This is a genomic window from Candidatus Brocadiaceae bacterium (assembly GCA_012728835.1).
In the GTDB taxonomy this organism is placed as follows: Bacteria; Planctomycetota; Brocadiia; order SM23-32; family SM23-32; genus JAAYEJ01.
Genome location: JAAYEJ010000031.1, coordinates 97,747 through 124,380, shown reverse-complemented (window position 1 = coordinate 124,380; position 26,634 = coordinate 97,747). Strand labels below are relative to the sequence as shown.

25 protein-coding genes are annotated in these 26,634 nt (G+C 70.6%); 15 read left to right on the top strand and 10 right to left on the bottom strand.

Annotated elements, in window-relative coordinates:
• The first annotated feature begins 4 nt into the window (after nucleotides 1-4).
• The 3 genes from GXY85_05095 to hypB all read left to right on the top strand — a co-directional run bounded on the left by GXY85_05095 (nucleotide 5) and on the right by hypB (nucleotide 1,531).
• Complete coding sequence (locus GXY85_05095; protein NLW50207.1) at nucleotides 5-475, top strand: hydrogenase maturation protease; 471 nt, start codon at nucleotides 5-7, stop codon at nucleotides 473-475.
• A gap of 71 nt (nucleotides 476-546) precedes the next feature.
• A complete protein-coding gene (locus tag GXY85_05090; protein ID NLW50206.1) occupies nucleotides 547-894 on the top strand; it encodes a hydrogenase maturation nickel metallochaperone HypA in 348 nt (115 codons plus the stop codon).
• On the top strand, nucleotides 881-1,531 hold the full coding sequence (hypB, locus tag GXY85_05085) for a hydrogenase nickel incorporation protein HypB (GenBank protein ID NLW50205.1): 651 nt from the start codon (nucleotides 881-883) through the stop codon (nucleotides 1,529-1,531). The genes GXY85_05090 and hypB overlap by 14 nt, the downstream gene beginning before the upstream one ends.
• A 10-nt stretch (nucleotides 1,532-1,541) precedes the next feature.
• On the opposite strand, the gene GXY85_05080 is transcribed toward hypB, so the two are convergent.
• Nucleotides 1,542-2,165, bottom strand: a complete 624-nt coding sequence (locus GXY85_05080) for a biotin transporter BioY (protein NLW50204.1) — start codon at nucleotides 2,163-2,165, stop codon at nucleotides 1,542-1,544.
• A gap of 193 nt (nucleotides 2,166-2,358) precedes the next feature.
• Between GXY85_05080 and GXY85_05075 the strand changes: the two genes are divergently transcribed.
• Nucleotides 2,359-3,621, top strand: a complete 1,263-nt coding sequence (locus GXY85_05075; protein NLW50203.1) for a DUF3179 domain-containing protein — start codon at nucleotides 2,359-2,361, stop codon at nucleotides 3,619-3,621.
• Here the strand turns inward: GXY85_05075 and ribF are convergent.
• The 5 genes from ribF to GXY85_05050 all read right to left on the bottom strand — a co-directional run bounded on the left by ribF (nucleotide 3,585) and on the right by GXY85_05050 (nucleotide 8,947).
• A complete protein-coding gene (gene ribF, locus GXY85_05070; protein NLW50202.1) occupies nucleotides 3,585-4,538 on the bottom strand; it encodes a riboflavin biosynthesis protein RibF in 954 nt (317 codons plus the stop codon). The two genes, GXY85_05075 and ribF, sit on opposite strands and share 37 nt — an antisense overlap.
• Nucleotides 4,539-4,544: 6 nt before the next feature.
• Entirely contained in the window at nucleotides 4,545-6,371 is a 1,827-nt protein-coding gene (locus tag GXY85_05065) for a hypothetical protein (GenBank protein ID NLW50201.1), read from the bottom strand.
• A 73-nt stretch (nucleotides 6,372-6,444) separates the two neighbouring features.
• A complete protein-coding gene (locus GXY85_05060) occupies nucleotides 6,445-7,701 on the bottom strand; it encodes a tyrosine--tRNA ligase (GenBank protein ID NLW50200.1) in 1,257 nt (418 codons plus the stop codon).
• Between the two features lie 104 nt (nucleotides 7,702-7,805).
• Nucleotides 7,806-8,549, bottom strand: coding sequence for a CPBP family intramembrane metalloprotease (locus GXY85_05055; protein NLW50199.1), 744 nt, complete (start codon nucleotides 8,547-8,549; stop codon nucleotides 7,806-7,808).
• 8 nt (nucleotides 8,550-8,557) lie between these two features.
• A complete protein-coding gene (locus GXY85_05050; protein ID NLW50198.1) occupies nucleotides 8,558-8,947 on the bottom strand; it encodes a YjbQ family protein in 390 nt (129 codons plus the stop codon).
• Between the two features lie 118 nt (nucleotides 8,948-9,065).
• On the opposite strand from GXY85_05050, the gene GXY85_05045 reads away from it, so the two are divergent.
• The 4 genes from GXY85_05045 to pssA all read left to right on the top strand — a co-directional run bounded on the left by GXY85_05045 (nucleotide 9,066) and on the right by pssA (nucleotide 11,743).
• Nucleotides 9,066-9,521 carry a DUF523 domain-containing protein gene (locus GXY85_05045; protein NLW50197.1) on the top strand — a complete coding sequence of 152 codons (456 nt, stop codon included), beginning with the start codon at nucleotides 9,066-9,068 and terminating at the stop codon, nucleotides 9,519-9,521.
• 105 nt (nucleotides 9,522-9,626) lie between these two features.
• Entirely contained in the window at nucleotides 9,627-10,184 is a 558-nt protein-coding gene (locus tag GXY85_05040) for a DedA family protein (GenBank protein ID NLW50196.1), read from the top strand.
• Nucleotides 10,185-10,286: 102 nt separating this feature from the next.
• Nucleotides 10,287-10,841, top strand: coding sequence for an AmmeMemoRadiSam system protein A (gene amrA, locus GXY85_05035; protein NLW50195.1), 555 nt, complete (start codon nucleotides 10,287-10,289; stop codon nucleotides 10,839-10,841).
• 191 nt (nucleotides 10,842-11,032) lie between these two features.
• Complete coding sequence (pssA, locus tag GXY85_05030; protein NLW50194.1) at nucleotides 11,033-11,743, top strand: CDP-diacylglycerol--serine O-phosphatidyltransferase; 711 nt, start codon at nucleotides 11,033-11,035, stop codon at nucleotides 11,741-11,743.
• 14 nt (nucleotides 11,744-11,757) lie between these two features.
• Here pssA and GXY85_05025 read toward each other — a convergent pair whose 3' ends face one another.
• From GXY85_05025 to GXY85_05015, 3 genes are read right to left on the bottom strand one after another with little or no spacing between them, the layout of a single operon-like run.
• Nucleotides 11,758-12,072 (bottom strand): YbjQ family protein, encoded by a 315-nt coding sequence (locus tag GXY85_05025; GenBank protein ID NLW50193.1) that lies wholly within the window; start codon nucleotides 12,070-12,072, stop codon nucleotides 11,758-11,760.
• The gene (locus tag GXY85_05020; protein ID NLW50192.1) at nucleotides 12,069-12,518 is read right to left on the bottom strand and encodes a hypothetical protein; all 450 of its coding nucleotides are present in this window, start codon (nucleotides 12,516-12,518) and stop codon (nucleotides 12,069-12,071) included. Before GXY85_05020 ends, GXY85_05025 begins: the two co-directional genes overlap by 4 nt.
• Nucleotides 12,515-13,084, bottom strand: coding sequence for a sigma-70 family RNA polymerase sigma factor (locus tag GXY85_05015; GenBank protein ID NLW50191.1), 570 nt, complete (start codon nucleotides 13,082-13,084; stop codon nucleotides 12,515-12,517). Before GXY85_05015 ends, GXY85_05020 begins: the two co-directional genes overlap by 4 nt.
• Nucleotides 13,085-13,308: 224 nt before the next feature.
• Here GXY85_05015 and GXY85_05010 point away from each other — a divergent pair, with 224 nt between their 5' ends.
• From GXY85_05010 to GXY85_04980, 7 genes are all read left to right on the top strand, one after another.
• Nucleotides 13,309-14,841: a YifB family Mg chelatase-like AAA ATPase gene (locus GXY85_05010; protein NLW50190.1), complete on the top strand. Its 1,533-nt coding sequence runs from the start codon at nucleotides 13,309-13,311 to the stop codon at nucleotides 14,839-14,841.
• A 73-nt stretch (nucleotides 14,842-14,914) separates the two neighbouring features.
• Complete coding sequence (locus GXY85_05005) at nucleotides 14,915-16,363, top strand: hypothetical protein (protein ID NLW50189.1); 1,449 nt, start codon at nucleotides 14,915-14,917, stop codon at nucleotides 16,361-16,363.
• Nucleotides 16,364-16,530: 167 nt separating this feature from the next.
• Nucleotides 16,531-17,742 carry a TIGR00300 family protein gene (locus GXY85_05000; protein NLW50188.1) on the top strand — a complete coding sequence of 404 codons (1,212 nt, stop codon included), beginning with the start codon at nucleotides 16,531-16,533 and terminating at the stop codon, nucleotides 17,740-17,742.
• 323 nt (nucleotides 17,743-18,065) lie between these two features.
• Nucleotides 18,066-20,339 (top strand): hypothetical protein, encoded by a 2,274-nt coding sequence (locus GXY85_04995; GenBank protein NLW50187.1) that lies wholly within the window; start codon nucleotides 18,066-18,068, stop codon nucleotides 20,337-20,339.
• A gap of 162 nt (nucleotides 20,340-20,501) precedes the next feature.
• Complete coding sequence (locus GXY85_04990) at nucleotides 20,502-21,089, top strand: hypothetical protein (protein ID NLW50186.1); 588 nt, start codon at nucleotides 20,502-20,504, stop codon at nucleotides 21,087-21,089.
• 112 nt (nucleotides 21,090-21,201) lie between these two features.
• Nucleotides 21,202-21,939, top strand: a complete 738-nt coding sequence (locus GXY85_04985) for a TVP38/TMEM64 family protein (protein NLW50185.1) — start codon at nucleotides 21,202-21,204, stop codon at nucleotides 21,937-21,939.
• Between the two features lie 92 nt (nucleotides 21,940-22,031).
• The gene (locus GXY85_04980) at nucleotides 22,032-24,782 is read left to right on the top strand and encodes an AMP-binding protein (GenBank protein ID NLW50184.1); all 2,751 of its coding nucleotides are present in this window, start codon (nucleotides 22,032-22,034) and stop codon (nucleotides 24,780-24,782) included.
• Here GXY85_04980 and GXY85_04975 read toward each other — a convergent pair.
• On the bottom strand, nucleotides 24,769-26,094 hold the full coding sequence (locus GXY85_04975; protein NLW50183.1) for an amidohydrolase: 1,326 nt from the start codon (nucleotides 26,092-26,094) through the stop codon (nucleotides 24,769-24,771). The genes GXY85_04980 and GXY85_04975 overlap by 14 nt on opposite strands.
• Between the last annotated feature and the right edge of the window lie 540 nt (nucleotides 26,095-26,634).

Genomic DNA, 26,634 nt, shown 5'->3' with positions numbered 1-26,634 from the left:
CCCGATGACCATCAGCGACGTGCTCGTGGCGGGGCTGGGCAACCCTCTGATGGGAGACGAAGGGGTCGGCCCTCGTGTGGTCGACCTGGCCGCCCGGCGGGCCGGCGAGCCGCCGGGGATCGACTTCCTGGACCTGGGCACGCCGGGCCTCGCACTGCTGCACGCCCTGCGCGGCCGGCGCCGCGTCGTGCTCGTCGACTGCGCGATGATGGGCGCGCCCCCGGGCACCATCCGCCGCTTCACACCCGCCGAGCTGCGGCCCGCCGCAGGGCCGGGCGCGGCATCGCTCCACGAGCCCGACCTGCCGGCCCTGCTCCGGCTGGCCCGAAGACTGGGCGAGCGCTTGCCGGAGATCGTCATCTTCGGCATCCAACCGTTGCGCATCGAACCCGGCGTCGGCCTGTCGCCCGCACTGGAGGCCCGCCTGGCCGACTATGCCGGCCGCGTCGTCGCCGAGGTCCTCCCCGCATCGTGACGCCGCCGGTTGGCTTGACGCGGACCGCGTCCGCGCGCTATCATGGCTGCTTTGCGGGCGGCCGGAGATCCATGCACGAACTGGCGCTATCCGAAGACATCGTCCGGGAGGCTGTGCACGCCTGCGGCGAGCGCGCCTCGAAGATGACGGCGCTGGCCGTCCAGGTGGGTGCCCTCTCGTCGGCGAGCCCGTCGGCGCTGGAGTTCTGCCTGCGCGCCGTGCTCGACGAGCATGGCCTGACGCAGACGCGGGCGTGCGTCGCCTGCGTGCCCGCGCTCGTGCGCTGCGTCTGCGGACACCGGTATCAGGCCGAGGACATGTTTGCGCCCTGTCCCCGGTGCGGCCAGTACACCCGCGACATCCTCCAGGGGCGCGACGTCGTCATTCAATACGTCGAGGTCGAAGATGGCGAAGATTGAGGTGGGACGGTCCGTCCGTGACAGCAACGACACGATCGCCGCGCGCAACCGGGAGGTGTTCGACCGGCATGGCGTCTACGCCATGAACATCATCGGGTCGCCGGGCTCGGGCAAGACGTCCATCCTGGAGGTCACGGCGCGGCACTTCGACGGCCGAGCCGCCGCCATCATCGGCGACGTCCGGACGGCGCTGGACGCCGAGCGGCTTCAGGACTGCGGCATGACGGCCCTGCCGATCGAGACGGGCGGGGGCTGCCATCTGAACGCCACGCAGATCGCCGATGCGGTCGCCCGACTGGACCTCGACGCCATCGACTACCTGTTCATCGAAAACGTGGGGAACCTGGTCTGCCCATCCGCTCTGGCGCTCGGCGAGCACATCAAGGTGGCCGTCCTGAGCGTTCCGGAGGGCGATGAGAAGGTCCGCAAGTACCCCGCCCTGTTCGTGCGGGCCGACGTGGTCTTCATCAACAAGATCGACCTGCTGCCCCACTGCCCGTACGATCCGGCCCGCGTCCGCCAGGACGCCCGCAAGGCGCGGCCGAACGTGAAGGTCTTCGAGACCTCGGCGGCCCGGAACACGGGGTTCGAGCCCTGGTTCGAGTTCCTGCGACAAGCCCGCGCGGCAACGGCCTGAAACGGCCGTGTCAGGCCCGCGGCTGTCCCCGACCGTCCTTGGGAAGCAGCGCCGTTCCCAGCCCCGCCGCAGCGAACGTCTTGACCCCGAGGTCGCCGATCACGAACGGAACCACGCCGGTCAGGAACGCGGCCATGGGCGCGCGACCGAGCGCCAGAACCAGGTACACCCAGCCACAGACGAGGATCAGCGCCGAGCCCGTCGCCATGAGCAGAAGCTGGGGAACGAACCTGCGCATGGCGGGACGGTGCTCGCTGAGCCATCCGATCAGCCCCGCAGTCAGCGCGAAGCCGACCATGTAGCCCGCCGTGGGCCCCAGCAGCACCGGGAGCCCCGCTCTCGCGCCGGAGAACCAGGGCACCCCGGCAGCGCCCAGGGCCACGTAGAACACCTGGCTCAGGCTGCCGAAGGCGCCGCCCAGCGCCACGCCCGCCATCAGGGCCGCGAACGTCTGCCCCGTCAGAGGCACGTCGCTGAACGGCAGCATGATGCGCCACTGGGCCATCAGCCCGGTGACGGCGGCCATGGCCAGGGCCATCCCCGTCCGGGCGGCCACGGACCGCTCCCGCTGCCAGCAGTATGCCCGTTGCCGGGCGGCCCCATAATCCGCCAGGATTGCCGCTACGCTCGCCATCTTGGATTCTCCACGAGAAGACCCCCGTCGGGCGGCCAGTGTAGCGGAAGAGGACCGTCCGGTGCAAGACACACGGACCACGGCCGAGCGCGCAGGCATCCGTGCCCGTCCGTGTGCGTCGGCCTTTCTGCTGAACCGACCCACCGGGTCTGCTACAATGCCCTGATTCCCTCGAACTCACCGGAGACCCACGATGGCCGAAAGCCTGCCCCCGGTCGACCCGATCGAACCGCCCTGCGAGAGCCCGGAGGAGCCGGCGCCGACCGACTTCCGCCGCAACATCTGGCTCCTGTTCATCATCCTGGCGGTCATCGGCATCGCGTGGCTGGTTGCCGTCACGTGGGAGCGCCTCGACCCGTCCCTGCTCCCGCCCCAGGCCGCGCCCGCACCGTCCCCCCAGAAGACGCCCGAGAACCGGCAGCCCCGGCGCGCCGAGCCGGTGGAGGTGTCGCGCGTGATCGGTTCGGAGCGCGAGAGCATACTGGCCGCCCCGGCCGTGCTGCTGCGGCCGTCCCGTGTGCCCTATCGGCTCCAGCGGCTCTTCGACGTGACCGACAAGGCGGGAGGCTTCTCCATCGGCGAGCTGTTCCGGATACCCGACGCCTGGCTGGACCACCATCCGTCTCTGGTGCTGGCCGACGGCGCTCCGCCCGGCTACGTCCCCCTGGCCGGGCTCTCCGCGCCGGGGCCTGAGGACCGGCTCATCGTCCTGCAGACGCCGGAGGCGACCCGCGCCTATCCCGTGGCGCTTGTCTCGGACTTCCTGGTGCGTGACTCGGTCGACGGGCGGTCCTGCACCATCTCCTGGTCGGTCCTCTCGCAGACCGCCTCCTGCCTGGTCGCCGACGGCGACTGCGCCGGCGTCCAGTGGGGCGACACGGGGCTGATCTACCGCGGCGACGTCGTCCTGTATGACCGCCAGACGGGCTCGCTCTGGGACTCATTCTCAGGGCGCGCACTGACGGGCCCGCATGCCGGCGCGTCGGCACCCCGGCATACCGTCTCCGTCTGGCCCTGGGAGGCCGGCAAGGCGGCCTTCCCCGACGCCCGGGTCCCGGACCTGGAGCCGGGACAGGACGTGCCGGACGAGCAGAAGGCGAAGGTCCATGCCATCATGCGCGATTACCTGGCCTCCGACGTCCCCCCCATCGAGCTGCGCCATTTCCGGGCGTCCGAGACGCCCCTGCCGCCGAAGGCGTTTGTTCTGGGGATTGCCGTCGGCGACGAGGCGCGCGCCTATCCCCTGGCGGCGCTGGCGGCCGCCGGGTCCGAGGTTCTGACGGATTCCATCGCCGGGCACGAGTTCAGGATCCACGTCACGTCGCCGCAGACGGCCCACGTGGCGCCCGAGGTCCCCGGCGTCATCCCGACGGTGCGGCTCTGGTATGCCTGGAAGGAGGCCTGCCCGCACACGTCGCTCTACGAGCTGCCCTCGGCGCCGGAGCTGCCGTCCTGAGGCCCTGCCAGGACGTCCCGGCACGCGGCAACGTCGCGCGCGATCTGCGCGGACAGGTCCGTCGCCGATTCGAACGTCTGCTGGGGCCGGAGCCGGCAGACGAACTCGACCTCGAGGCGCCGCCCGTACAGGTCCATTGACCGGTCCAGCAGGTGCACCTCCACCATCACGGGCAGCGACGGGCCCGGCGCGAACGTCTCGCATCGGCCGACGCTGATCGCACAGGGCATCCGCTCGCCGTTGGCCATTGCCCAGCCGGCGTAGACGCCCTCGGGGGGTATGGCTTCGTTCTGCACGTTCAGGTTGGCCGTTGGGTAGCCGAGCGCCCGGCCGCGCTGCGCGCCGCGCACCACGATTCCGTAGAGGGAGAAGGGGCGTCCGAGCAGGCGATGCGCATCCTCGAAGTCGCCGGCACGGATCGCCTGCCGGATCGCGGTGCTGCTCACGCGCCGGCCGCCGACCAGCACCGGTCCCACGCGGCGCACGGCTAACCCGAGCGCCTTCAGGAGGGCCGCGTCGCCCCGGCGGCCGTGCCCGAAGCGGGCGTCCTCCCCCAGCACCACGACCCGGGCCTGCAGCAGGTCGCCGAAGACCGAGCGGGCGAAGTCCTCGGCCGCCGTCGCGGCCACGGCCGCGGTGAACTCCACCACCACGCACGCGTCCAGGCCCAGCGCCGCGAACAGACGGATCCGGTGGTCCAGCGAGGTGATCGCCGGCTGGGGGGCGGCGTTGAGCAGCGCCCCCGGATGGCGGTCGAAGGTGACCACGGCGGACCGGCAGGATCGGGCCCGGGCTTCGCTGACGACGCATTCGAGGATGGCCGCGTGCCCCACGTGCACGCCGTCGAACACGCCGACCGTCACGACGCCGCATCGGGGCGGCCGGGCACCGGAGCCGGGCCAGCGCAGCACATCCATGCGAGACTACTCCTCCGCACGCTCCGCGCGCCGCACCCCGCGCATGAGGCCATCCATCCAGCGCCGCAGCTCCCGCCCCTGCTTCTCATACAGGTGCGCCACGCGGAACCCTTCCCACTCCCTCTCCTCGCCCACCCCGGAGGGAGTCGAGCGCTCGATGACCTCAAAGACGAAGCACCTGTTCGCCGGCGGGCCCTGCGTGACGACGCCGGCCTCGTCCCGCACCAGCGCGAAAGCCGCCTCGACCAGGTCCTCGCCGGCGGCCGCCAGGCCTTCAACCTGCTCGGCCGTCCTTCGGAAGAGCCCGCTCTCCTGAACCCGGAGCAGGGGGTCTCCGGGCGCGCTCTCACCAAGGAGTGCCCTCAACCGGCCCTCCATCTCGGCCGCCGCCGGGGAGAGGCCCTCCCCGTCCGCCGCGGCCCGCAGCTTCTCGGCAAAGGCCCCGGCGGACTCCATCGCGCGATGCAGTCCGTAGTCGTGCCGGACCTGCGGCTCGACCTCGGCATACGACAGGGGCTCCGGCTCGCGCAGGGCCAGCACCTGGCAGACCATCGGCCGGCTCCCGCGACCGAACTGCTGGGGATCGAACAGGCTGTCCGGCTCGTCGAATACGAACATGGCCACGGCGTCCCCGTCGGGCAGCGCGGCCGCCGCTTCCTGGCGCGACAGGAACTGGCGGCCCTCCACGCTCGGGATGCTGTGCTCCAGCCCATGCCGCCGCGCCATCTGCGCCAGGGGCAGCGGCTCGTGCACGTAGTCGGCGGCGACCGAGGCAAGCTCACCGACCACGGTGTCGACCAGCTCGCCGGCCGCCTGGAGTCCCTTGCGCTCCTTGAGCGTGCGGACGATCTCGTCGCGCACCTCCTCGAGCGGCCGGTGCAGGACGCCCGGCGCCCGCTCTTCCTCGGAGTCGTCCCCGGCCGCCGGCCGTTCGGCCGGGAACCGGTGCTTGTTCTGCTCGTAGTAGTCGGCCACTTCCTCGTCGGTCACGACGGCCTCATCCTGCAGCCGCTCCAACGGGGCCACGGCGCACTCGATCTTCGCACGCCGCGGAGCCAGGTAGCCGACGACGCCGGCGGCGGGGTCGCCCGGCTGGTCGAGGTGTTCGCCATGCCAGCGCTTCAGGTCCTCCTCGTCGAACTCGACGATCGGCAGGAACAGGGACGCGTCCAGTTCCACAAGTCGCAGCCTGACCTGCTCGTTCTCGTGAACGTAGCGCGCCCAGACCTCCGGGGTGCTCGTCAGGACGGCGGCGCGCCGGAGCGCGATCAGCTTGCCGATGCGCACCAGGTTGCCGACGTACAGGGTCACGTCCGCCTCACTCAGCCCCCACTGGCGCAGGACCTGGGCGAAGGCCTCCGGGCCGGAGATCCCGCCGGCCTGCAGGAGCGGCGCGACCGCCAGCAGTTCGGAGGCTTCCGCCGGTGTCGCCAGGACGCCCTCGCGCCGCACCTCCGCGAGCAGCGCCGCGCACCGCCAGAGGGCCTCGTCGCCGGCGACCCGCTGGCCTTCGTCACCCACGACGAAGCCAAAGAAGTCCGTCGCGAGCAGGATGCCGGCCTTCCGGGCGGCATCGCTCCCGCGCGCGAACTGGACCGCAAAGCGCATCTCCGGTTCCAGAAACCACAGCCGTGTCCCGAGTTCCAGCGTGCCGGATGCCTCCTGAAGCTCCACCCGGCCGATGGGCTGTCCGTCGATCCAGCCGGCGACGTCATCCGCACGATCGACCAGACGGGACAGATAGCCGCCGAGGCCCCACGAGAGCATCAGCATCACAGCCGCAGCAGCCATGAGCTGGGCCTGGTGTCTCCTGAACCAGCGCATGATCTTCAACGCCGTACTCCTCCGAACGATGGGAACAGTCGCGGGAAGGAAGGGGCGATGATACCCGAATCCGGCAATCCCATCAACTGGCCGGCCCCGTTCCCCCCGGCTGCAGACGCCAGAAACGCCGCTTCCCGACCTTCAGAACGGTCCCGGCCGGCACGCGCACGTGGGCATCCGGGTCCGCGACCACCTCCAGCGAGTCCGCATCCCGCCCCAGGCTCACGCCGCCCTGAACGACCAGGCGCCGGGCCTCGCCGCCCGACCCGGCGGCGCCCACCAGCCGCAGAAGCCCCACGATCCAGACCGCCCCGTCCCGTAGCTCGCCAGCCGGGACGCGCACCTCGGGCATCTCCTCGGGCAGTTCGCGGTCGCGGAAGACGGCATCGAACATCCGCCGGCCGCGCTCGGCCGCTTCCTCGTCGTAGTAGAGGCGCACGATGGCGGCGGCCAGTTCGGCCTTCGCCTCGCGCGGATGCACGTCCGGGGACAGCATGAGCGCCACCCGGTCCTGCGGAAGGTCCGTAGCCAGCAGGAAGTACTTCTCCATCAGCTCGTCCGGTATGCTCATCGCCTTGCTGAAGATCGTCTCGGGCGGCTCCGAGATGCCGATGTAGTTCCCCTTGCTCTTGGACATCTTCTGCACGCCGTCCAGGCCCTCCAGCAGGGGGTTGGTGACGGCCACCTGCGGCTCCTGCCCGACCTGGCGCTGCAGCTCGCGCCCCAGGAGGATGTTGAAGGTCTGGTCGGTCCCGCCCAGTTCGACGTCACTGCGCACCATGACGGAGTCGTAGGCCTGCATGAGCGGGTAGAGGAGTTCGTGCAGTCCGATGGGGCGCCCTTCGGCGATTCGCTTCGAAAAGTCGTCCCGCTCGATGCAGCGGGCCACCGTCAGCTTGGCGGCCAGGGCAATCACCTCGGCGAAGGACATCGTGCGGAACCAGTCGCCGTTGCGGGCCACCTCGGCCCGGTCCAGGTCCACCACCTTGCCGACCTGCTCCAAGTAGGTGCGGCCATGCTCGGTGACCTGCTCGTAGGTCAGTTGGGGGCGCGTGGCATTCTGGCCGCTCGGGTCGCCGACCATCGCCGTGTAGTCGCCGATGATCAGGACGGCCCGGTGGCCGAGGTCCTGAAACGTCCGCAGGTTGCGCAGGGCCACCGCGAACCCGATGTGGATGTCGGGGGCCGTCGGGTCCAGGCCCAGCTTCACGCGCAGCGGACGGCCCTGGCGGAGCGAACGCTCCAGCTTGTTGGCCAGTTCCGCCTCGGGCACGATCTGAGCGGCGCCGCGGCGAATGCGCGCCATCTGTTCTTCCACTGGTACGGTGATGTCGCTCATGGCATCTCAGATGGGGTCATGGGACTGAAAGCGCCGGCCGGCCCGCCGGTCCGGGCGCGCTCGGCCGGCCGCCAGTGTAACGGGCCGGACGTGCACTTGCACGGTCAGACGGCGGAGAAGTCCGGAACGGACATCGCGCGCACGACCACGAGCGTGATCCCGTTGTAGAGCCCGTGGGCCAGGATGGGATACCAGAGGCTGCCCGTCTGCTCGAACAGCGCCGTGAACACGAGTGAGAGCACCAACAACTGCGGCAGTCCCCAGGCATAGCCGTGCAGCAGCGCGAACACAACGCCGATGGCCAGCGCGGCCGGCACGGGGCCCGTCCGCGAGCGCAGAGGCTGGTAGAGCACGGAGCGGAAGAGCAGTTCCTCGGTCATGGGGGCGCCGACCGTGGTCAGAACGGCCGCGGCGACGAGCGTCCATCCCGGCCCCTGAGCGGAGATCAGCCGGGCCAGCGGCTGCGCCGGAAACTCGTCCGCCGAGCGACCCGCAAGCTGCGACAGCCAGACCATGGCCAGCCCAACCGCCACAAACGCCAGGGCGCCGGCGCCGGCGATTCCCAGGGCCCTCCAGAAGCTGCCCGGCCGCGAGGCGCGCAGACCCAGCCGCTCGGCCGCTCCGGGCAGCCCCCCGGCCAGCCGACGGACCATCGAAAAGGTGACGGGCAACTGCACGGCCATCGTGGCCGCGCCGGTCAGAACGTGCGCCGTCAGCCCCCGGGCCATCTGCCCGAAGACGACGCTGAACGCCACCTGCGCCGTCACGAATACGCAGAGCAGGAGCACGGCATGCAGCATGCCCCAGCAGGGAACCTGCCGGGCGTCATCAGCGCCTTCGCCGGTCATCGGGGCTCCTATCGGCACGTCACCCAGACCTGGCGGCGGCGCGGCCCGTCGAACTCGCAGAAGTAGATTCCCTGCCACGTCCCCCGCGCCAGGCGGCCGTTCGCCACGATCACCGTCACGCTGCTGCCAATCAGACTCGCCTTAATGTGCGCGGCGCTGTTGCCCTCCGCGTGCGCATAGCCGTCCTCGAACGGCACGATGTCGTTCAGCTCCTTCAGCACGTCGGCCCGCACGGCCGGATCGGTGTTCTCATTGATCGTCACGCCGGCCGTGGTGTGCGGAACGTAGACCACGCACACGCCGTCGGCCATGCCCGCGTGCTCCACCGCATGCTGCACCTCGGCGGTGATGTCCACCATCTCCGTGCGCGAATGCGTCGTCACCCTCAACGTGTACATGGCCTCTGCTCCGTCCCTATGCATCCGGAAACAAACCACTTATAGCAGAATCCTCCGCGCTGATTCAAACGCGGCCTGTTGTTTGACTCCGCCCGGCCGAACGTGCACAATGCCGCACATGCACGCCGCCCTCAGCCCGCGCCAGCCGGTCCTCGTCAGCGCCTGCCTGCTGGGCCTTTGCACGCGGTTCGACGGCCGGCACTGCCGGCGGGACGACGTGGTGGCCGCCTGCCGGAGGCTGGCCGCCGTGCCCGTCTGCCCCGAGCAACTCGGCGGGCTGGCCACCCCGCGCCCTCCGGCGGAGATCGAGCACGGCTCGGGAGAGGACGTGCTGGCCGGCTCCGCGCGTGTCGTCAACGACCGGGGAGAGTGCGTGACCTCGCACTTTCTGCACGGCGCGCAGGCCGTCGCCGAGGTGGCTCGCCTTCTGGACATCCGGCGGGCCATCCTGAAGGAAGGGAGTCCCTCGTGCGGCGTCGCCAGGATCAAGCGTGCCGACCGGGACGTACGGGGCGAAGGGGTGACGGCCGCCCTGCTCCGCCGGATGGGCGTGAACGTCGACGGCGTCGAATGAACCGGATCATCGGGAGAGACGAGAGTGTCGGGGTTTCTCGCAGGTGTCTGCGGCTGGCTTGCGGCGACAATACTGGTCATCGGCTACCCGGGCATCGCCCTGCTGATGGCCATCGAGAGTTCCTTCATCCCCTTTCCCAGTGAGCTGGTCATGCCGCCGGCCGGCTACCAGATCTTCGAGGGGAAGATGTCCTGGGCGCTCGTCATCGCGGCCGGAACCGGCGGCAGCATCCTGGGCGCCTACATCAACTACGCCCTGGCCGCCTGGCTGGGGCGGCCCTTCTTCCTGAAGTTCGGCCGCTACTTCCTGATCAGCGAGGACCACATCGCGCGGTCCGACCGGTTTTTCGCGCGCCACGGCGAGATCACGATGTTCGTCGGCCGGCTGATCCCCGTCGTCCGCCAGCTCATCAGCCTCCCCGCCGGCGTGTGCCGCATGAACCTGCTGAAGTTCACGTGCTATACCGCCCTCGGCGCGGGCATCTGGGTGACCGTCCTGACCTGGATCGGCTACGAAGTGGGCCGCAACCAGGAACTCCTCCACCGCTACCTGAGCGATGCCACCCTGATCGCCCTCGGTGCCGTCGTCGTCATCGTGTTCGTCTACATCCGCGTCCAGAGGCGGCGCGCCCGCCGCTCGACCGCAGCCGGAGACGCCGACTGAGACGCCCCCGCGTCCGTGCCGACCGGCCCGCGCCTTCGGGCTTCGCCTGCGGTATACTGACGAATGCCCGCGGGGCACCATCCGAAGTGGAGGATGAGGACCATGCTATCGGCAGAATCCGGAGAGACGCTGCTGCAGATCGCCCGCCGGACGGTCGAGGCCGTTGTGCGCCGGGAGCGCGTGCCGGAGTTCGCCGTGGACGATCCCGAACTGGCCGGTGCGCAGGGCGCCTTCGTGACCTTGAAGACCGACGGCCGGCTGCGGGGCTGCATCGGGTGCTTCACGGCGGAGGAGCCGCTCTGGCAGGTTGTGCAGCAGAAGGCCATCGACTCGGCGACCAGGGACCCGCGCTTCCTGGGCACCCCGATACGGCCGGAGGACCTGCCCCGCCTGGAGATCGAGGTCTCCGTCCTCTCGCCCCTGAAACCCGTCCAGGACCCGATGAACGACATCGTATTGGGCACCCACGGCATCTACGTCACGGACGGCCGGCGCTCCGGCTGCTTCCTCCCCCAGGTGGCCACCGAGACGGGGTGGGACAAGCTGGAGTTCCTGCGACACTGCTGCGCCGGCAAGGCGGGCCTGCCGCCGGACGCTTGGCGCGACCCGCACGTGCAGGTGTCGGTCTTCACGGCGGAGGTGATCTCGGAGCAGTAGCCGCGGTGCAATCCTGCGATTGCACCATGTGCAGTCACGCAACGGCAGTGGCGGCCCCCGGCACCCGCTGCTCGGGCCCGCGCGCGGCCGCAAGTCCTCCCGGGATCACCGCATGCAGGCTTTCCCCACCGGACTGGTCATACGGCACGCGATTTGATGTATCACGTCGAATGCAGAGGAAACGAACAAGAATGACCTGGCGCAAGCACGCACCCTCGATCGCCACCCTGGGCAACCTGGCCGCCGGCGTGACCGCCTGCATGCTGGCCACGCGGGGCCGTGTCGAAGCCGGCGCGCTGATGGTCCTGGCGGCCGTGCTCCTGGACTCGCTCGACGGCGCCCTGGCGCGCACGCTGTCGGCCGAGAGCGATTTCGGCGCCGAATTGGACTCCCTGGCCGATGTCGTCTCCTTTGGCGTCGCCCCGGCCGTCCTGGCCGGGTCGCTCCTGCCGGAGGAGTTCGCCGGGATGGGCTGGCTGCTGCTGTTGAGCCTCCCGGTCTGCGCGGCCGTGCGGCTGGCGCGGTTCAACCTGTCCGTGGACCGGGGCGAGCACGTCGGGTTCGCCGGCCTGCCCTCCACCGGCGCGGGCGCGGGCGCCGCCAGCGCCATCCTGCTGCATTCCCACCTGCACCAGATCGGCGTGTTCGGCACAGGGGCGCTGCTCCCCTGGGCCATGCTGCTGCTGGCGGTCCTGATGGTCTCCCGCGTGCCCTACCGGCACGCCGGGCAGATCGTCGGGCGGCTGGGCCCCGTCCCGCTGGCGCTGGTCACGGCGACATTCATCCTGGGGTCGGCGCTCTGGCAGTACCAGTACCTGTTCGCCGCCCTCACCTGGGGCTACGCCCTGGCCGCCCCGCTGCAGGTGGCGCGAGAGAAGATCCGCGCCGTCCACCACGCCTGAGACGCATCTCGGCGTCACTCGAGGATCACCGCCGTCCCGTAGGCCAGCAACTCGGCGGCACCCGTTGTCACCGTGCTGGTGGCGAACCGCACGCCGATGATGGCATTCGCCCCGAGTTCCTCGGCGTTCTGTATCATCCGGTCCAGTGCCTGCTCGCGCGCCTCGCCCAGCAGCTTCGTATACTCGGGAATCTCGCCGCCGACCACGTTCCGCAGCACCGCCGTGATGTCCCGCCCGATGTGACGCGCGCGGATCGTGTTGCCGCGCACGATCCCGAGCGTCTCGACAACCCGCCTGCCGGCGACTGTCTCCGTGGTCGCAACGATCATCGTTTGACCCTCGTGGAATAGGGATCGGACCTGCAGACGGCCAGACGTTCACGCAGCACGGACACGAACAGTACGGCCAGCCCCCCCGCCAGGGCCACCCCGCCGATCTTCAGCACGAGCACCGGCCAGGAATCGCCGTCCAGGCTGTCGATCAGGCAGAACACCGCCCCCAGCAGCGCAACGGTCGCTCCGGCGGCGATCAGCACCCAGCCCAGGCGCCGTTCGAGCCGGTTGTACACCCCGCACCAGTAGCGGTCGAGTTCCTCGTCGGACGGCTCGCGAAACCCCATGTGGGCCAGCTCGTTCGTCAGCCGCATCAGTTGATCCATCTCCCGACGGCACCGGTCGCACCCGGCCAGATGCTCGTCCAGGGCGCGCTGTTGTTCCGGGTCGAGTTCGCCATCGATGGCCCCCGTGATGAAGGGGCGTGCATCTTCGCATTTCATGGCGCATCATCCCTGAGCGTCTCGCGCAGGGCCAGCCGGGCGGTGTGCAGCCGCGACATGACCGTGCCGATGGGTATCTCCAGCGCCGCCGCCATCTCCCTGTACGACAGCTGCTGGAAATGGCACAAAACGATGATCTCCCGATGGTGCGGCTTCAGAGCCATGACGGCCCGCCAGACCCGGTCACGCCGCTCGTTGCGCTCCGCCAGGAGGACGGGGTTCGCCTCGCCGGCCCCCGGGTGGTCGTCGGGAAGCTCGTAGGTCGGCCGGCGGGTGCGGCTCCGCAGACGACTCAGGCAGACGTTCCGCAGGATGGTCGCGTACCAAGGGTAGAAGGGCCGGTTCAGGTCGAACCGCTCCATGTGGCGCCACGCGCGCACGAATGCCTCCTGCGAGGCGTCCAGCGCGTCCTCATGGCTGCCCAGCAGCAGCAGCGCCGCGCCGGTGGCGCGCCCCGCGTATCGCCTCACCACAAGGCCGAACGCGTCCTTATCGCCCGCCTGGCAGCGCCTCAGCAACGTGCTCTCGCCCATCGCGTCAGGGGTATTGTCCGCTTGTCCCTCCATCAGACTTATACTCCCCGGGCGTGCGTCCTATTTGGCCCCATCTGTGCACAGCGCGGCTGCTCGGGCAAAATGCTACGCATTTCGGCGCGAGGTTTCAACACCCGCGAGAGGCCGCCGCAGGCCCTGCAGCCCCGCCGTGCGCACCGGCCGTCACTTGACGTGCATGCGATTCTCCCATTTAATGTCTCAGCTAAGGCGCGCGATCTTCGGGCGGCGGGAGCACGATGCTCGCAAAACTGCAAAGCATGGGCGTGTTCGGAATCGACGCCTTTCCCGTCGAGGTCGAGGTCTGCGTGACCCGCGCAGCCATGCCCCGCTCCACCATCGTTGGCCTGCCCGATGCCAGCGTCAAGGAGAGCATCGACCGCGTCCGGGCCGCCCTGCGCAGCACCGGCCATCTCCTGCCGCCCTCCGCCATCACCGTCAACCTGGCTCCCGCCGACCGCCGCAAGGAGGGCCCGGCCTTCGAGCTGCCGATCGCCCTGGGACTGCTCTCCGCCATCGACAGCGTCAAGCTGACATCCACCGAGGCCTACGCGGTCGTCGGCGAGCTGGCGCTGGACGGACGCGTCCGGGCGGTCAACGGCTGCCTCTCGATGGCCCTCCAGGCGCGCGCGCAGGGGTTCCGGGGCATGGTGGTGCCGGTGGACAACGCCAGGGAGGCCGGCGTCGTCCGCGGCCTCGACGTCATCCCGGTGAACCACCTTGCGGAGGCGGTCGGCTTCCTGTCCGGGGCGCAGGCACTCCAGCCCGTCCGCACGGACGTCGATCGCGTCTTCAGCGACGGCCCGTCGTACGACGTGGACCTGGCCGAGGTGCAGGGCCAGCACCACGCCCGGCGCGCCCTGGAGGTGGCGGCCGCCGGCGGGCACAACATGCTGATGATCGGGCCGCCGGGTGCCGGCAAGAGCATGCTGGCGCAGCGCCTTTGCACGATCCTGCCGCCGCTGACGCTCGAGGAGTCCCTGGAGACCACGCGCGTCTACAGCATCTGCGGCCTGCTGCGGCCGGGCACCTCGCTGATGACCGTGCGGCCCTTCCGCGCGCCGCACCACGGCGTGAGCAACGCGGGCCTTGTGGGCGGCGGCACGCATCCCCGGCCCGGCGAGATCAGCCTGGCGCACCACGGCGTGCTGTTCCTCGACGAGTTGCCGGAGTTCGCCCTCTCGGCGCTCGAGGCCCTGCGCCAGCCGCTCGAGAACGGCACGGTGACGATTGCACGCGTGCAGATGACCATCGCCTACCCGGCCCAGTTCATGCTCGTCGCCGCGATGAACCCCTGCCCGTGCGGCCACTACACCGACCCGCGCCGGCAGTGCCGCTGCACGCCGCGGCAGGTCCACAACTACCGCCGGCGCCTCAGCGGCCCCCTGCTCGACCGCATCGACATCCACGTGGACGTGCCGCCGCTGGAATACCGGGAACTGGCCGCCGCGCGGCCGGGCGAGCCGTCGGCTGCCGTGCGGGCGCGCGTGGTCGCCGCCCGGCGGATTCAGATCGAACGCTTCGCCGGCGACGGCGTCTACGCCAACGCGCAGATGCCCCGCCGCCAGGTGCGCGCGCACTGCGCGCTGGACGACGACGGCCGGCTGCTGCTGCGCCAGGCGATGGAGACGCTCGGCCTCTCGGCACGCGCCTACGACAAGATCCTCAAGGTCGCCCGCACCATCGCCGACCTCGAAGCCTCCGACCGCATCCTCCCCCAGCACGTCAGCGAGGCCATCAACTACCGGACCCTCGACCGCCGGCTGGAGTGAGCCGCCCCGCCGGCCGGCCGAAGATGCGGGCGGGGCCGAAATCGGGAACTGCGTCAGGACGAGGAGGCGTGCGATGCACGGCCGAGCGACCGGCAGGGGCTGCGGGCTGCTGATCGGGCTGCTGATCGGCGGGCTGGCTCTGGCGGCGGAGCGGGCGCCGGACCCGGTCCGCGTCTACTACGACCAGTCGCGCTCGGTCCGCTTCGCCACGTGCAAGGGCGCCAGGGAGTACTTCGCCGACGCCGTGGACCTGTCGCTGGCCGCCGTCTCGCCGGCCCGGATCGCCCCCTATGACGTCGTCGTCGCCTGCGAGCACCCGGAGCGCCGCTACGCCGCCGGCGAGGTCGAGGCCCTGCGCCTTTTCGTTGCGAACGGAGGCGGGCTGCTCATCTGCGGCACCGCCTCCGCTGCGCTGGCCGGCGCGTTCGGCATCGAGTTTACGGATGCGGCGGCGGTCGCGCCGCTCTCCTTCCACCTGTCGCCCCGCACACCGGACCAATGGACGGGCGCCGGCGCACGCATCGCGCCGCGCTTCGGCCAGCATCCGGTGATCGTCGACGCCGACGGGCAGCCGGTCGCCGTGGCCCTCAGCCCGGGCCGGGGGCGCGTCCTGGCCCTGAATGCCGACGGCCTGGCGCATCGCCTGCCGGACGCGGCGCACGCGGCGGCGCGCGGCCGGCAGCTCCAGGCCATGGCGGCATGGCTCGGGAAGGCGCGCGCAGGCGATCGCCGCCTGCCCCGGCCGGCCACCGGCCCCTTCGGCCTGCATCCCGGCGAGAGGGGAGTCACCTTCGGCGCCTTCCGCGTCCGCTACTCCGAGGTTCTGCCGGTGGAGACGGTGCAGATCATCGTCCGGACGGCGCCGCGCATCTACGCCGTCCTGGCGCGCGAGTACGGACACGGGGCGACCGAACCACGGACCATCTGGGTGCTGCCCTGCGCGGGCAGCGGCTTCACGTCCGGCCGCACGGTCGGCATCGGCGGTCTGGGCTCTCCGGAGGCGGTGGAGGCCGTGCTGATCCACGAGCTGTCCAATTCCCTCTGTGTGGACGCCCCGGTCTGGCTCGGCGACGGAGGGTTCTCCCGGATCATGCATTCACGAGTGCGGCAGCAGCTCGGCGGCGAGGCGGCCGAACGGGGCCGACGGGAGGAGGAACAGCTTCTGCAGAGATGGAGGGCCTATGAGGCCGAGCACGGCAACTACGACATCACCACGGGCACGAACTACCCCGTCGGCGCCGGCAAGCTCCTGAACGCCCTGAAGGAACTGGAGGAGTTGCACGGGCGCGACCTTCTGGCGAGGTACTGCCGGGCCGCCCGGCAATGGCAGGCGCCGCTCCGCGCGCGCCAGGTGGCGGCCATCGACAGGATGGCCTTCTACTTCAGCATCGCCGCCGGCCGCGACCTGTCCGGCTTCTTCGCCGCCCGGGGGTTCCCCGTGAGCCGGGCGTCGATGGCCGCCCCGCCGGGACTTCCCGGAGAGGCAGGCAACGCCCTTCCCAAACGCCCGCCGAACGGGTAGGATGCCGCTGCACGAGATCAATGGACAACGAGGAAGGATCCGTCCCGGCCGCGATGGCGACTCGGGATCCGACTGACCGCCCCGTGCGGCGGGGCGCCGGCTTCCGTCGGCCCGGCGCAGTACCGACCTTGCTGGCGGAGAGGAAGACGCATGGGAGCAACCCCTTTATGGCTCAGGAGATTGTGGAGGTCAGAGGACACCTGATTGACTCTCGGATCCTGCCCGGCATCCTCGACGTGATCATGGCCCACGAAGGACGCTTTGAGGTCCAGAGGTTCGACGTGGGCGCCACGGCCGAGGACTCCAGTTTCGCGCGGCTGCTGCTGACGCACGACAGCCCCAAGAAGCTGGAGACCATCCTGCAGGCCGTCGCGCGGCTGGGCGCCCAGCCCGTCGAGCGCCGGCCCGTCACGCTGAAGCCCGCGCCGCGCGACGGCGTCTTCCCCGAAGGCTTCTACGTCACAACGAACCTGCCGACCTCCGTGTACCTGGGCGGACGGTGGGTGCGCGTGAAGAACCCGCAGATGGACAGCGGCATCGTCGTGTCGGAATCCCCCCGCAGTGCGCGCACGCTCAAGATGGCCGATGTGCGCAAGGGCGACCGGATCGTCGTCGGGCGCGGAGGCGTGCACGTGACGCCGCCGGCACCCCGCCGCGGCCCGGGCGAGTTCGGCTTCATGACCAGCGACGTGTCCACCGAGAAGCCGAAGCGGGTGCTCATCGCCCACGTGGCCGCCATGCTACGCCAGGAGCGGGAGGCGGGGCGGCCCGTGCTCTGGGTGTGCGGGCCGGCGCTGGTGCACTCGGGCGCGGGGCCGCTGTTTGAGAAGCTCATCGCGGCCGGCTACGTGCAGGTGCTTTTCTCCGGCAACGCGCTGGCCGTGCACGATGTCGAGTGCGCGCTCATGGGCACCTCCCTGGGCGTGTCCATGCGCGAAGGCGCCGTCACACGGGCGGGCCACGAGAACCACCTGCGCTCGATCAACGCCATCCGCCAGGCCGGCGGCATCCGGGCCGCCGTACGCACAGGTCTCCTGCACAGCGGCATCATGCACGCGTGCGTCACGCATGGCGTCGACTTCGTTCTGGCCGGCTCGATCCGCGACGACGGCCCCCTGCCCGACGTCATCACGGACTCCGTCCAGGCCCAGCATCAGATGCGCCGCCGCTGCCGCAAGGTGGGCCTGGCCATCATGGTGGCGACGCTGCTGCATTCGGTCGCCACCGGCAACATGCTGCCCGCCTCGACGCGGGTCGTGTGCGTGGACATCCAGCCGGCGGCGGTCACCAAGCTGGCGGACCGCGGCACGGCCCAGGCGCTCGGCATCGTGACGGACGTGCAGCCGTTCCTGCAGTCGCTGCTGCTGGAGCTGGGTTGAGCGGTCCGGGTAATCCTGGCCGGGTTCCGGGCACGGGCGCCTCACGCCGTGGAGGGGCATGCTCCGTCGTGCCCGCCCGCGCATGTGGCCGGCCCGGCCATCCCCGGCCGCGACGGAGCACGGCCCTCCACGTGCACGCGCAGCCCCGGCCGCCGGACAAGGACGCCCGGCGCTACGCTTCTGGGGGGAGCGCACGACTGCCCTTGACAGGCCGACGGCCGCCGAAGTAGCCTGAGGCGAGGCCGGCGTCTCCGGCTTGATCCTGTGAGGTCCGCGACTGCATGGTCGGACAGCATCTCTTGCCTGCACGGAAGGAGCCTGCGATGAGGGCATTCGGCTCGGCTCTGGCCCTCCTGGTGGTTCTGGCCGGATGTTCGGCGACCGGAACCGTTCAGACGGCGCGTCGTCAGACGGGGCATTTCACGTTCGAGGAGAGAGGGGAGGTTGTCGGCCGGCTCTACCGGCTGGGACTCGAGAACGACCCGCGGCACATCGCGACCTTCTGCGAGGCCCTGCGGGACCGCAATCCTGGGGTGCGCGAGGCCGCCATCGCGCAACTGGTTTTCACGCACGACGAGACGGCCCTTCCGGCGGTGATCGAGGCGATGACGGACAGCTCCCGGCCGGTGCGGCGGTGCGCGATCGCCGTGCTGGAGCGGATCGGCTCTCCCGAGGCCATTCCGGCACTCACGGAGGCTCTGACCTACCGGCCGGCAGACTATGGGCCGAACGAGGACCTTCGCTTCGAGGAGCACTTCAACCGCCTGGCCGCCGCCCTGGCCCTTCACCGCCTCGGCAGCGAGGCCGGGCGGGCCACCGTCGTGGACTGCCTGGAGACCGCCGACCACAAGATGGTCCGGTCCATGGCCCTGAAGGCGGCCCTCTACATGGACCTCAAGGAGGCCATCCCCGCCTGCATTCGCATCGCCCGGGAGCAGGAGTTCTTCGGCGAGGACAGCCCGGGCTTCTTCGCCCTGCGCGCGCTCTGGCACATCGGCGACGAGCCCTCCCGGGAGGAGATCGTCCGGGTGGCCCTCGAGAAGAACGACGCCATCGGCATGCACGCGCCCATCTGGACGTTGGCGCTGCTGGTGAAGTTCGGCGATGAGCGGGTGGCTGAAGTCTTCAAGGAGTCCCTGGCGACCACGCGCGACCACGAGCATCAGTACCAGTGCGTGCTGGGCCTGGCGAAGTTCAAGCCCGAAGGCGGGGCCGAGATCATCGTGCAACGCGTCCTGCCCCCGAAGGAGTATGACGAGGAGACCGGGGCGGTGCAGTGGGAGCGCGAGTACAAGGTGTTCCAGATGGCCTGCGAGGCGCTGGGCGCCATCGGCGACAAGTCGGTCATCCCGGGGATCAAGCTCTGGTATGAACGCTACAGCCGGCCGCGCGACCACTTTTTCTTCCGGCTCCACCTGGCGTCCGCGCTGGCACGGCTGGAGGACCCCGAGGGCCTGGCGCATCTGCAGGAAGCCCTCCGCCACGAAGACGCCGCCGTCCGGCGCCTGGCCGCGCAGCTTCTGGCCGATCTCGGAGACCCGAGTTCGCTGCCGCTGCTGGTGGCGGCCATCGGCACGGAGACCGAGCCGAGCACGTTCCGGGCGATACGGTCCGGGATCGAGCGGTTCGGGCCCCTGCCGGCCCCGGTCGCCGCGCTGACCGAGCCCCCGGCCCCGCCGGTCCCTGAGGACACCTACGGGGAGTTCCGCTACCTGCACGGCTGGTTCGACGACTGCGCGACGGTCGAGGCGATGGAGCGCATCGCGGGCCTGGTGGAGGAACTGGCGGCCGAGGACGTGCGCTGGGCCTTCACGATCTACTACGCTCCGATGTCGCGCCACGACCACGAGTATCACCGCGTGCTCGTGCAGCGCTGCTTCGACCGCGGCGCCGAAGTCGCGAACCACACCATGTACCACAACCCGGACGGCCGGACCATCCGCGCCATGACGGATGACGAACTGCGCGCCAACTACGCCGGCTGCAACAACTGGCTGCGCGCCTACATCCTGGGTCTGGACAAGATCTATGGGTTCAAGGGCGGCGGCGGCGGCTTCCAGCGCCCGGGCGACGTCGTGCGTTCCCGGCGCGACATGAACCAGATTCGCAGGGAGGCGAACTTCAGTACGGACATCTCCACGCGCGTCAACGTCCCGACGTTCGCAGGCTGGGACCTGATGGCGCCGCCGTTCCATCCGGGTAGGGGTTACGGGGACTGGGCCGCCGGCATCGAGGCCCACCTGGCCAGCCCGCGCGCCGCCGGCGATCTGCGCTACGAGTATGACGCCGCCGACCCGCAGGAACGCATCGACGCCTTTGCCGCCAGCATCGAGTACTGGTACTTCCACCAGCCGACGACCGTCGTGCGGCTGTCCGGCCACGACTGGCCCAACAGCCCCTTCGCCGATCGTCCCGGCAACGAGGTGCACTGGGAGGTCCTCAGCGGGGCCATCCGGGAGGTGCTGCTGAACCGCCGGGAACGCTACCCGTTGCTGCGGGCCGTCAGCAACCTGGAACTGGCGCATATCTTCAACACGGGGGCGGACCCCTCGGACGTCCTCGCGCGGGAAGTACACCTTCAGACGATGCCCAGGTGAACGACGCATCCGGCACGGAATCGGGCGTCGCGTGACGCCGCCCTCCGCGCCCAGGTATGCTTTACATGGAACCACCGCATCGGCCGCGGGAAGGGCCCGCGGCCGGTGCGGGCAACCACACGGGTGGAGGATTCTGCTGTGCCGCAGAACAGGCGGACGCTTTTGATCGCTGGATTGGCCCTGGCGCTGTCTCTCCTGGCCGCTCCGGGCTGCGCGTACCTGGGAGATCGCTGCCGCGACGCGGCGCAGATCGCGGACCTCGGCGTGATGGTCTCTTCGGATCCCTATGCCGCGTTCTACGTCTGCGGCGCCGGCGTGGTGGCCTTCGGAGCCGGCAAGTGCGACGGCCAGTTCATCGGCTGGGGCGGCGACAGGATCGGGATGCAGAGGCACTACTACCGGACCCTGGGGCTCGGGCCGTGGAGCTACAGCGAGGTCGGCTGGGGCAACGAATACGACCCGGACAAGCCGGAGACCCTGCACCAGTGGTATGCCGGCATCCTCGGCTGGGTCGCCCGGCCCGAACGGCGGCCCGCCTACGGCATCTCCTGCATCCACTACCTGCACCTGGGTTGGTTCGGCCTCGGCGGCAACATACGCTACGGCGAGATCGCCGATTTCTTCCTGGGCTTTTTCAACTACGACCTGTGCGGCGACGACGACCTGAGGACGCTCGGTGAAGGCGACTGGCCGTGGTGGCGGGACAAACCTCGCCAGGGCCCGGTCTACCACCCGGTTCTGCCCTTCTGAGGGGGCACCAGGCCGCCGCGCTCGTCCCGGCGCACACATCCCGGCAGACCGGCAGCCCCGACGACGGGCTGCCGGTTCCTTTGCCGGTCACAGCGGAGGCTGATCGGCTCGGATGGAAGGCAGAACCGACACGGAGGTGCCGGCCGAGAATGCCCTCGGCCAGGTCGTGTCCCCCGCGCGCGCCTCCGATGCCTGGAAGGCCCTGGTCCTGCTGGCCGTCCTGGTCCTCACGACGGTCGCGGCCATGCTGCTGGGGCTCGGGCGCCGACTGCCGGAGCTGCAGGCGTGGATCCGCACGCTGGGGCCTGCCGCGCCGCTCGCCTACATCCTGATCCGCGCGGGCGCCGCCGTCTGCCTGGTGCCCGGGTCCGCGTTCAGCGCCGTCGGGGCGCTCCTGTTCCATCCGGTCGTCGCCTTCGTGTGCATCTCGATCGCCAAGACGCTGGGCGCCGCCGTCGCCTTCGTAATCGCCCGCTACCTGGCGGGCGAGGCGGCCGGGCAGTGGATCCGGCGCCACCCGAAGGCGTGCCGGCTGGACCCGCTCGTCCGGCTGCACGGCGCCTGCGTGGTCGCTCTGATGCGCCTGCTGCCCGTTGTGCCCTTCAACGTGCAGAACTACGCGTTCGGGCTGACGCCGGTCCGGTTCCCGACCTACCTGTTCTGGTCCTGGCTCTGCATGCTTCCCGGGGCGCTGATCGTCGTCGCCGGCTTCGGCGTCGTCGGCACGGTCATGGAGACGCACGAGGTGCCGTGGGTGAGGGTCGGGATCGTGTTCGGCGCGGCGGCCCTGATGCTGGGGATGGGGTTGTTCGCCTTCCTGAAGGTGCTGCGCCTCGCCCGGAAGGCGTAGGCCGGCGGCCTCGCCGGCCTTTCTCCTCCGGGTCCGGTCTCCTATAATGGCGCGCGGTCCGGACCCCTCTCCCTCGCGGAGACGACAGTCGGATGAGTATGGAAGCGAGGATCGCCCTGGCGGCCGTGGCGGCGTTCCTGGCGGCACTCGGCATCGGGGCCGTGGTTCTGCCGCCCGGACGCCACAACCCCCTGGACCGGTTCCTCATGGGGCTGGCCCGCAGCCTGATCCGCCTCCGTTACCGCGTTCGGGTCACCGGACTGCGCCAGGTCGCCGCACGAGGCCGGAACGCCATCCTGCTCATGCCGAACCACCCGGCCCTGATCGATCCCATCATGCTCACGGCCCTGCTCTTCCCGCGGTTCGCGCCGCGCACCTGGGCCGACGCCGACCAGGTCGACCGTTTCTTCATCCGCCGCGTGGCGCGCCGCCTCGGCGTGCGTGCGGTCCCGAGCATTGCGAAGCGCGGCCCCCAGGCACGGCCCCACATCGAACAGGCGCTGGAGGACTTCGCCTCCTGTCTCCGCGACGGACGTTGCGTGCTGCTCTATCCCTCGGGGCACGCCTACCGCGCGCGGACGGAGAACCTGCGCGGCAACACCGCCGCCGGTCGCATCCTGTCCCTGGCCCCCGACGCCCGCGTCGTGCTCGTGCGCACGCGCGGGCTGTGGGGCAGCCGGTTCAGTTGGGCCCACGGGCACCCGCCGGACGTGGCCGGGACGCTGCGATTCGGGATCGGCAGGCTGCTGCTCAGCGGCGTCTTCTTCGCCCCGAAGCGCCGGGTGACCATCGAGTTCGTCGAGCCGGCCGACCTACCGCGCGACGCCGGCCCGGACGCCCTCAACGCCTGCCTGGAGGCGTTCTACAACGCCGATGCGCCCGCCGCCACCTACGTTCCGTACACCATCTGGGAGCACGGCGGCACGCGCGTCATGCAGGAGCCCCGCCTGGGCGCCTCCGGCCGCGACACCGAGCACGTGCCCGAGGCAACCCGGCACATCGTGCGCGAGCACCTGCGCGAACTGACGGGCCTGCCGGACATCGGCGACGGCGACCACCTGGCACGCGACCTGGGGCTGGACAGCCTGGCGCGCGCCGAACTGATCGCCTGGGCCGAGGGCGAGTTCGGCCTGCCGGCCGGAGACCCGGATTCGCTCCAGACGGTCGCCGACCTGCTGCTGGCCGCCTGCGGCGACGCGGTCACCGCCGAGCCGGCGGAACTCAGGCCCATCGCCCGTGCGTGGTTCGCGCCCCGGCCGTCCGGCCGTGTCGAGCCTCCCGTCGGAAACACCATCCTGGAGGCGTTTCTTCACGCGGCGCACCGCTTTCCGGACCGACCGGTCATCGCCGACCAGATCACCGGTGTGAAGACCTATCGCGATCTGCTCACCGCCGTCTGCGCGCTCCGGCCGGAGATGGAACGCCTCGACGGCCCGCGCGTCGGCATCATGCTGCCGGCCTCGGCGGCCGCCTCGGTCTTCTACCTGACCGCCCTGTTCGCCGGCAAGACGCCCGTCATGGTCAACTGGACCACCGGCGCGCGCAACGTGGGGCATTCGCTCGACCTGGCCGGCGTCCGGCACGTGCTGACCAGCGGCGCTCTCCTGGCACGCCTGGCCGAGCGCGGGATCGACCTGAGCGCGCTGTCCGACCGCTTCGTCCACGCCGAGGACCTCGGCCGGCGCATCGGCACCGGCCGCAAGCTGCGGGCCGTCGTGGCCTCGCACACCGGCTGGCGCGCACTGCACCGCGTCCGGGCCCCCGAGCCCGCCGTGGTGCTGTTCACCAGCGGATCCGAGAGCCTGCCGAAGGCCGTGCCGCTGAGCCATGCCAACCTGCTGGCCAACATGCGCGACCTCCTCAACCACGTGGCCCTGCGGCAGACGGACAGCATCCTCGGCATGCTGCCGCCGTTCCACTCCTTCGGGCTGACGGTCACGATGCTGATGCCGCTCTGTACCGGGATCCCGGTCGCCTACCACGCCGACCCGACCGAGGCCGGGATGCTGGCCCGGCTCATCGAGGCCTACCGGCTGACGCTCATGGTCGGCACGCCGTCCTTCCTGCATGGGATCGTCCGCGTCGCCGATCCGCGCATGCTGAACTCGCTGCGCCTGGCCGTCACGGGAGCGGACAAGTGCCCCGAGCGCGTCTACGACGCCCTGGCCGCGCAGTACCCGCACCTGACCGTCCTGGAGGGCTACGGAGTCACCGAATGCTCCCCCGTCGTGGCGGTCAACGTCGAGGACGCGCCGGTGCGCGGATCGATCGGCAAGGTCCTGCCGTCCCTGGACTACGCGATTGTGAACATGGAGACTGGAGAGCGCGTGCGGCGCGGGCAACGCGGGATGCTCCTCGTGCGCGGCCCGAGCGTCTTCGGCGGCTACATGGAGTACGACGGCCCGTCGCCGTTCGTGTCCCTCGAGGGTGCCGACTGGTACAGGACCGGCGACCTGGTCAGCGAGGACGATGGGGGCGTGCTGACCTTCCGCGGCCGCTTGAAGCGCTTCGCGAAGATCGGCGGCGAGATGGTGTCGCTGCCGGCCGTCGAGACCGTTCTGGAGGCGCACTACGGCTCGGAAGGCGGCCCGGTGCTCGCCGTCGACGCCACCGCGGACGAGGGACAACCGGAGATCGTGCTGTTTGCCACGTTCGAGGTCGATCGCGGCGAGGTCAATCGGCAGATTCGGGAAGCCGGCCTGTCGGGCCTGCACAGCGTTCGGCGAGTCGTGCGTGTGGAGGAAATCCCTCTGCTCGGCACAGGCAAGACGGACTACCGGGCGCTTCGTCGGCAACTTGCGCCCTGCGATTCGGGACCGGGCGGCCCGGTCACACGTCCTTGATCGGCGGCCGCTGGCGCTTCGGCACCAGCGGGTCGTAGGTGAAGCCCTTCGTGGCCTTCTCGAACTCGGCGCGAACCTCCCCGAGCACAGCCGGCCGTGTGGCCAGGTCCCAGGCCGTGCCGGCCATCACCTCGGCCGTGCGCTGCATGCCGCGGTAGGCGAACGGAAGGTTCGTCTGGAACGTGTAGTCGCGGTGGTGCCCGCGTGTGCCCTTTGCCACGCAGGCCATCCGGAAGGCGCCCAGCGGCGTCAGCCACGACACGTTGCAGTCGTCCGTGCTGCCCTTCGAAGGCGTCTCGGGCATCTCCTTGCGGACGCCGGACTCGAACTCGACCTGCGGCAGCCGGTCCTTGATCCGGTCCCGGTCCGCCCTGGTCGCCCGCGGCGCGCCGAACAGCTCCAGGTTCTCCTGCACCAGCGACGCCAGGGGCGCGTTCGGCAGCCGGTCATAGACGCCCGCAAGGCGGCGCACCTTCATGCGCGTCTCCGTCGCGGTGGCGGCCCCCCTCGCACACAGCGTGAGGCGCGGGACGATCTCATCGACCTGCTTCCTGTCCTTGCCGCGCACGTAGTACCAGATGCGCGCATGCGCGGGGACCACGTTGGGCGCCCCGCCGCCCTCGCGCACGACGCAGTGGACGCGCACGTTGTCGGGGATGTGCTCGCGCAGGTAGTTGGCCGCCACGTCCATGAGCATCACGGCGTCCAGCGCGCTGCGGCCCCCCTCGGCCACTGCGGCGTGCGCCGTCCGGCCGAAGAACTCGTAGACCAGCGAGTCCATGGCCGCCCCGCCCATCGGCGATGCGGACGTGTGCGTGCCGGGATGCCAGGCCAGGCACGCGTCCAGCTCGCGGAAGGCGCCCTCCCGCGCCATGTAGACCTTGCCCGTCAACTCCTCCTCGGCCGGACAGCCCCAGAAGACGACCCGGCCCGCGCGCTCCTCGGCGGCCAACACGCGCGCCGCCGCCAGCGCCCCCAGCGCCCCACCGACGCCGAGCAGGTTATGTCCGCACCCGTGGCCGTAGGTGCCCGCCTTCAGGCCGCAGTCGGGCAGCGCGTCGTACTCTCCCAGCATGCCGATGGCGGGCCCGCCCCGCCCGGCCGTCGCCCGGAATGCCGTCGGCAGGCAGGCGAAGGGGAACTCGACGTCAAAGCCGCGTTCCCCAAGGAAGTCAGCCAGGAGCTGCGAGGATTCGAACTCCTGCAACGGCGGCTCCGCCAGTTCCCAGATGCGGCCCGCCAGCTTCCTCGCGCCGGCCGCGTCGGCCTTCACAGCCTTGCGTACGAGTTCCTTCTTCCGCGTGCCCGTCATCCGCGACCTCCCGTTGTCGGTACGATTCGGACGCCATTGTGCCCCGCCGGCGGCTGGGCGTCAAGCCGGGAGGCCACGCGGCATGCACCACCCTGAAGGCGCTCCGCAGGGCGTGGCCCCACAGCCGGGCGTGTCCGTCCGTGCATGTGTCCGTGCCCGCCCGCCGTTGAAAGCGCCTGTCGGCCCCCGTAGAATGCCGCGCCACGTCAGTGAACGTCCCGCCGCACAACTCGGAGCGAGATGACCATGGCCTCCATGACGCCGCGCGAGCGCCTCTTGACCGTGCTGTCCGGCGGTGTGCCGGACTGCGTGCCGGTATCACCGGACTTTTCGAACATGCTGCCCTGCCGGCTGACCGGCAAGCCGTTCTGGGACATCTACCTCTACAACGACCCCCCGCTGTGGCGGGCCTACATCGACTGCGCCAACCACTACGACGTGGACGCCTTCTTCGAGGCCTACTACATCGACCTGTTCGGCGACCGCCAGCCGGAGGCGTTCGGCTGGGAGCGCTTCATCATCGCGCGTGATGAGTCGCGA

Bases quoted from the DNA above. Each gene is read 5' to 3' on its own strand.
- GXY85_05045 (NLW50197.1), top strand. From the start codon at position 9,066: ATGCACGCCGCCCTCAGCCCGCGCCAGCCGGTCCTCGTCAGCGCCTGC.
- GXY85_05010 (NLW50190.1), top strand. From the start codon at position 13,309: ATGCTCGCAAAACTGCAAAGCATGGGCGTGTTCGGAATCGACGCCTTT.
- GXY85_05000 (NLW50188.1), top strand. From the start codon at position 16,531: ATGGCTCAGGAGATTGTGGAGGTCAGAGGACACCTGATTGACTCTCGG.
- hypB (NLW50205.1), top strand. From the start codon at position 881: ATGGCGAAGATTGAGGTGGGACGGTCCGTCCGTGACAGCAACGACACG.
- GXY85_05090 (NLW50206.1), top strand. From the start codon at position 547: ATGCACGAACTGGCGCTATCCGAAGACATCGTCCGGGAGGCTGTGCAC.
- GXY85_05020 (NLW50192.1), bottom strand. From the start codon at position 12,518: ATGAAATGCGAAGATGCACGCCCCTTCATCACGGGGGCCATCGATGGC.
- ribF (NLW50202.1), bottom strand. From the start codon at position 4,538: ATGGATGTGCTGCGCTGGCCCGGCTCCGGTGCCCGGCCGCCCCGATGC.
- GXY85_05055 (NLW50199.1), bottom strand. From the start codon at position 8,549: ATGACCGGCGAAGGCGCTGATGACGCCCGGCAGGTTCCCTGCTGGGGC.
- GXY85_05060 (NLW50200.1), bottom strand. From the start codon at position 7,701: ATGAGCGACATCACCGTACCAGTGGAAGAACAGATGGCGCGCATTCGC.
- pssA (NLW50194.1), top strand. From the start codon at position 11,033: ATGACCTGGCGCAAGCACGCACCCTCGATCGCCACCCTGGGCAACCTG.
- GXY85_05005 (NLW50189.1), top strand. From the start codon at position 14,915: ATGCACGGCCGAGCGACCGGCAGGGGCTGCGGGCTGCTGATCGGGCTG.
- GXY85_04980 (NLW50184.1), top strand. From the start codon at position 22,032: ATGAGTATGGAAGCGAGGATCGCCCTGGCGGCCGTGGCGGCGTTCCTG.
- GXY85_05095 (NLW50207.1), top strand. From the start codon at position 5: ATGACCATCAGCGACGTGCTCGTGGCGGGGCTGGGCAACCCTCTGATG.
- GXY85_04995 (NLW50187.1), top strand. From the start codon at position 18,066: ATGAGGGCATTCGGCTCGGCTCTGGCCCTCCTGGTGGTTCTGGCCGGA.
- GXY85_04975 (NLW50183.1), bottom strand. From the start codon at position 26,094: ATGACGGGCACGCGGAAGAAGGAACTCGTACGCAAGGCTGTGAAGGCC.
- GXY85_04985 (NLW50185.1), top strand. From the start codon at position 21,202: ATGGAAGGCAGAACCGACACGGAGGTGCCGGCCGAGAATGCCCTCGGC.
- GXY85_05075 (NLW50203.1), top strand. From the start codon at position 2,359: ATGGCCGAAAGCCTGCCCCCGGTCGACCCGATCGAACCGCCCTGCGAG.
- amrA (NLW50195.1), top strand. From the start codon at position 10,287: ATGCTATCGGCAGAATCCGGAGAGACGCTGCTGCAGATCGCCCGCCGG.
- GXY85_05080 (NLW50204.1), bottom strand. From the start codon at position 2,165: ATGGCGAGCGTAGCGGCAATCCTGGCGGATTATGGGGCCGCCCGGCAA.
- GXY85_05040 (NLW50196.1), top strand. From the start codon at position 9,627: ATGGCCATCGAGAGTTCCTTCATCCCCTTTCCCAGTGAGCTGGTCATG.
- GXY85_05025 (NLW50193.1), bottom strand. From the start codon at position 12,072: ATGATCGTTGCGACCACGGAGACAGTCGCCGGCAGGCGGGTTGTCGAG.
- GXY85_05050 (NLW50198.1), bottom strand. From the start codon at position 8,947: ATGTACACGTTGAGGGTGACGACGCATTCGCGCACGGAGATGGTGGAC.
- GXY85_05015 (NLW50191.1), bottom strand. From the start codon at position 13,084: ATGGAGGGACAAGCGGACAATACCCCTGACGCGATGGGCGAGAGCACG.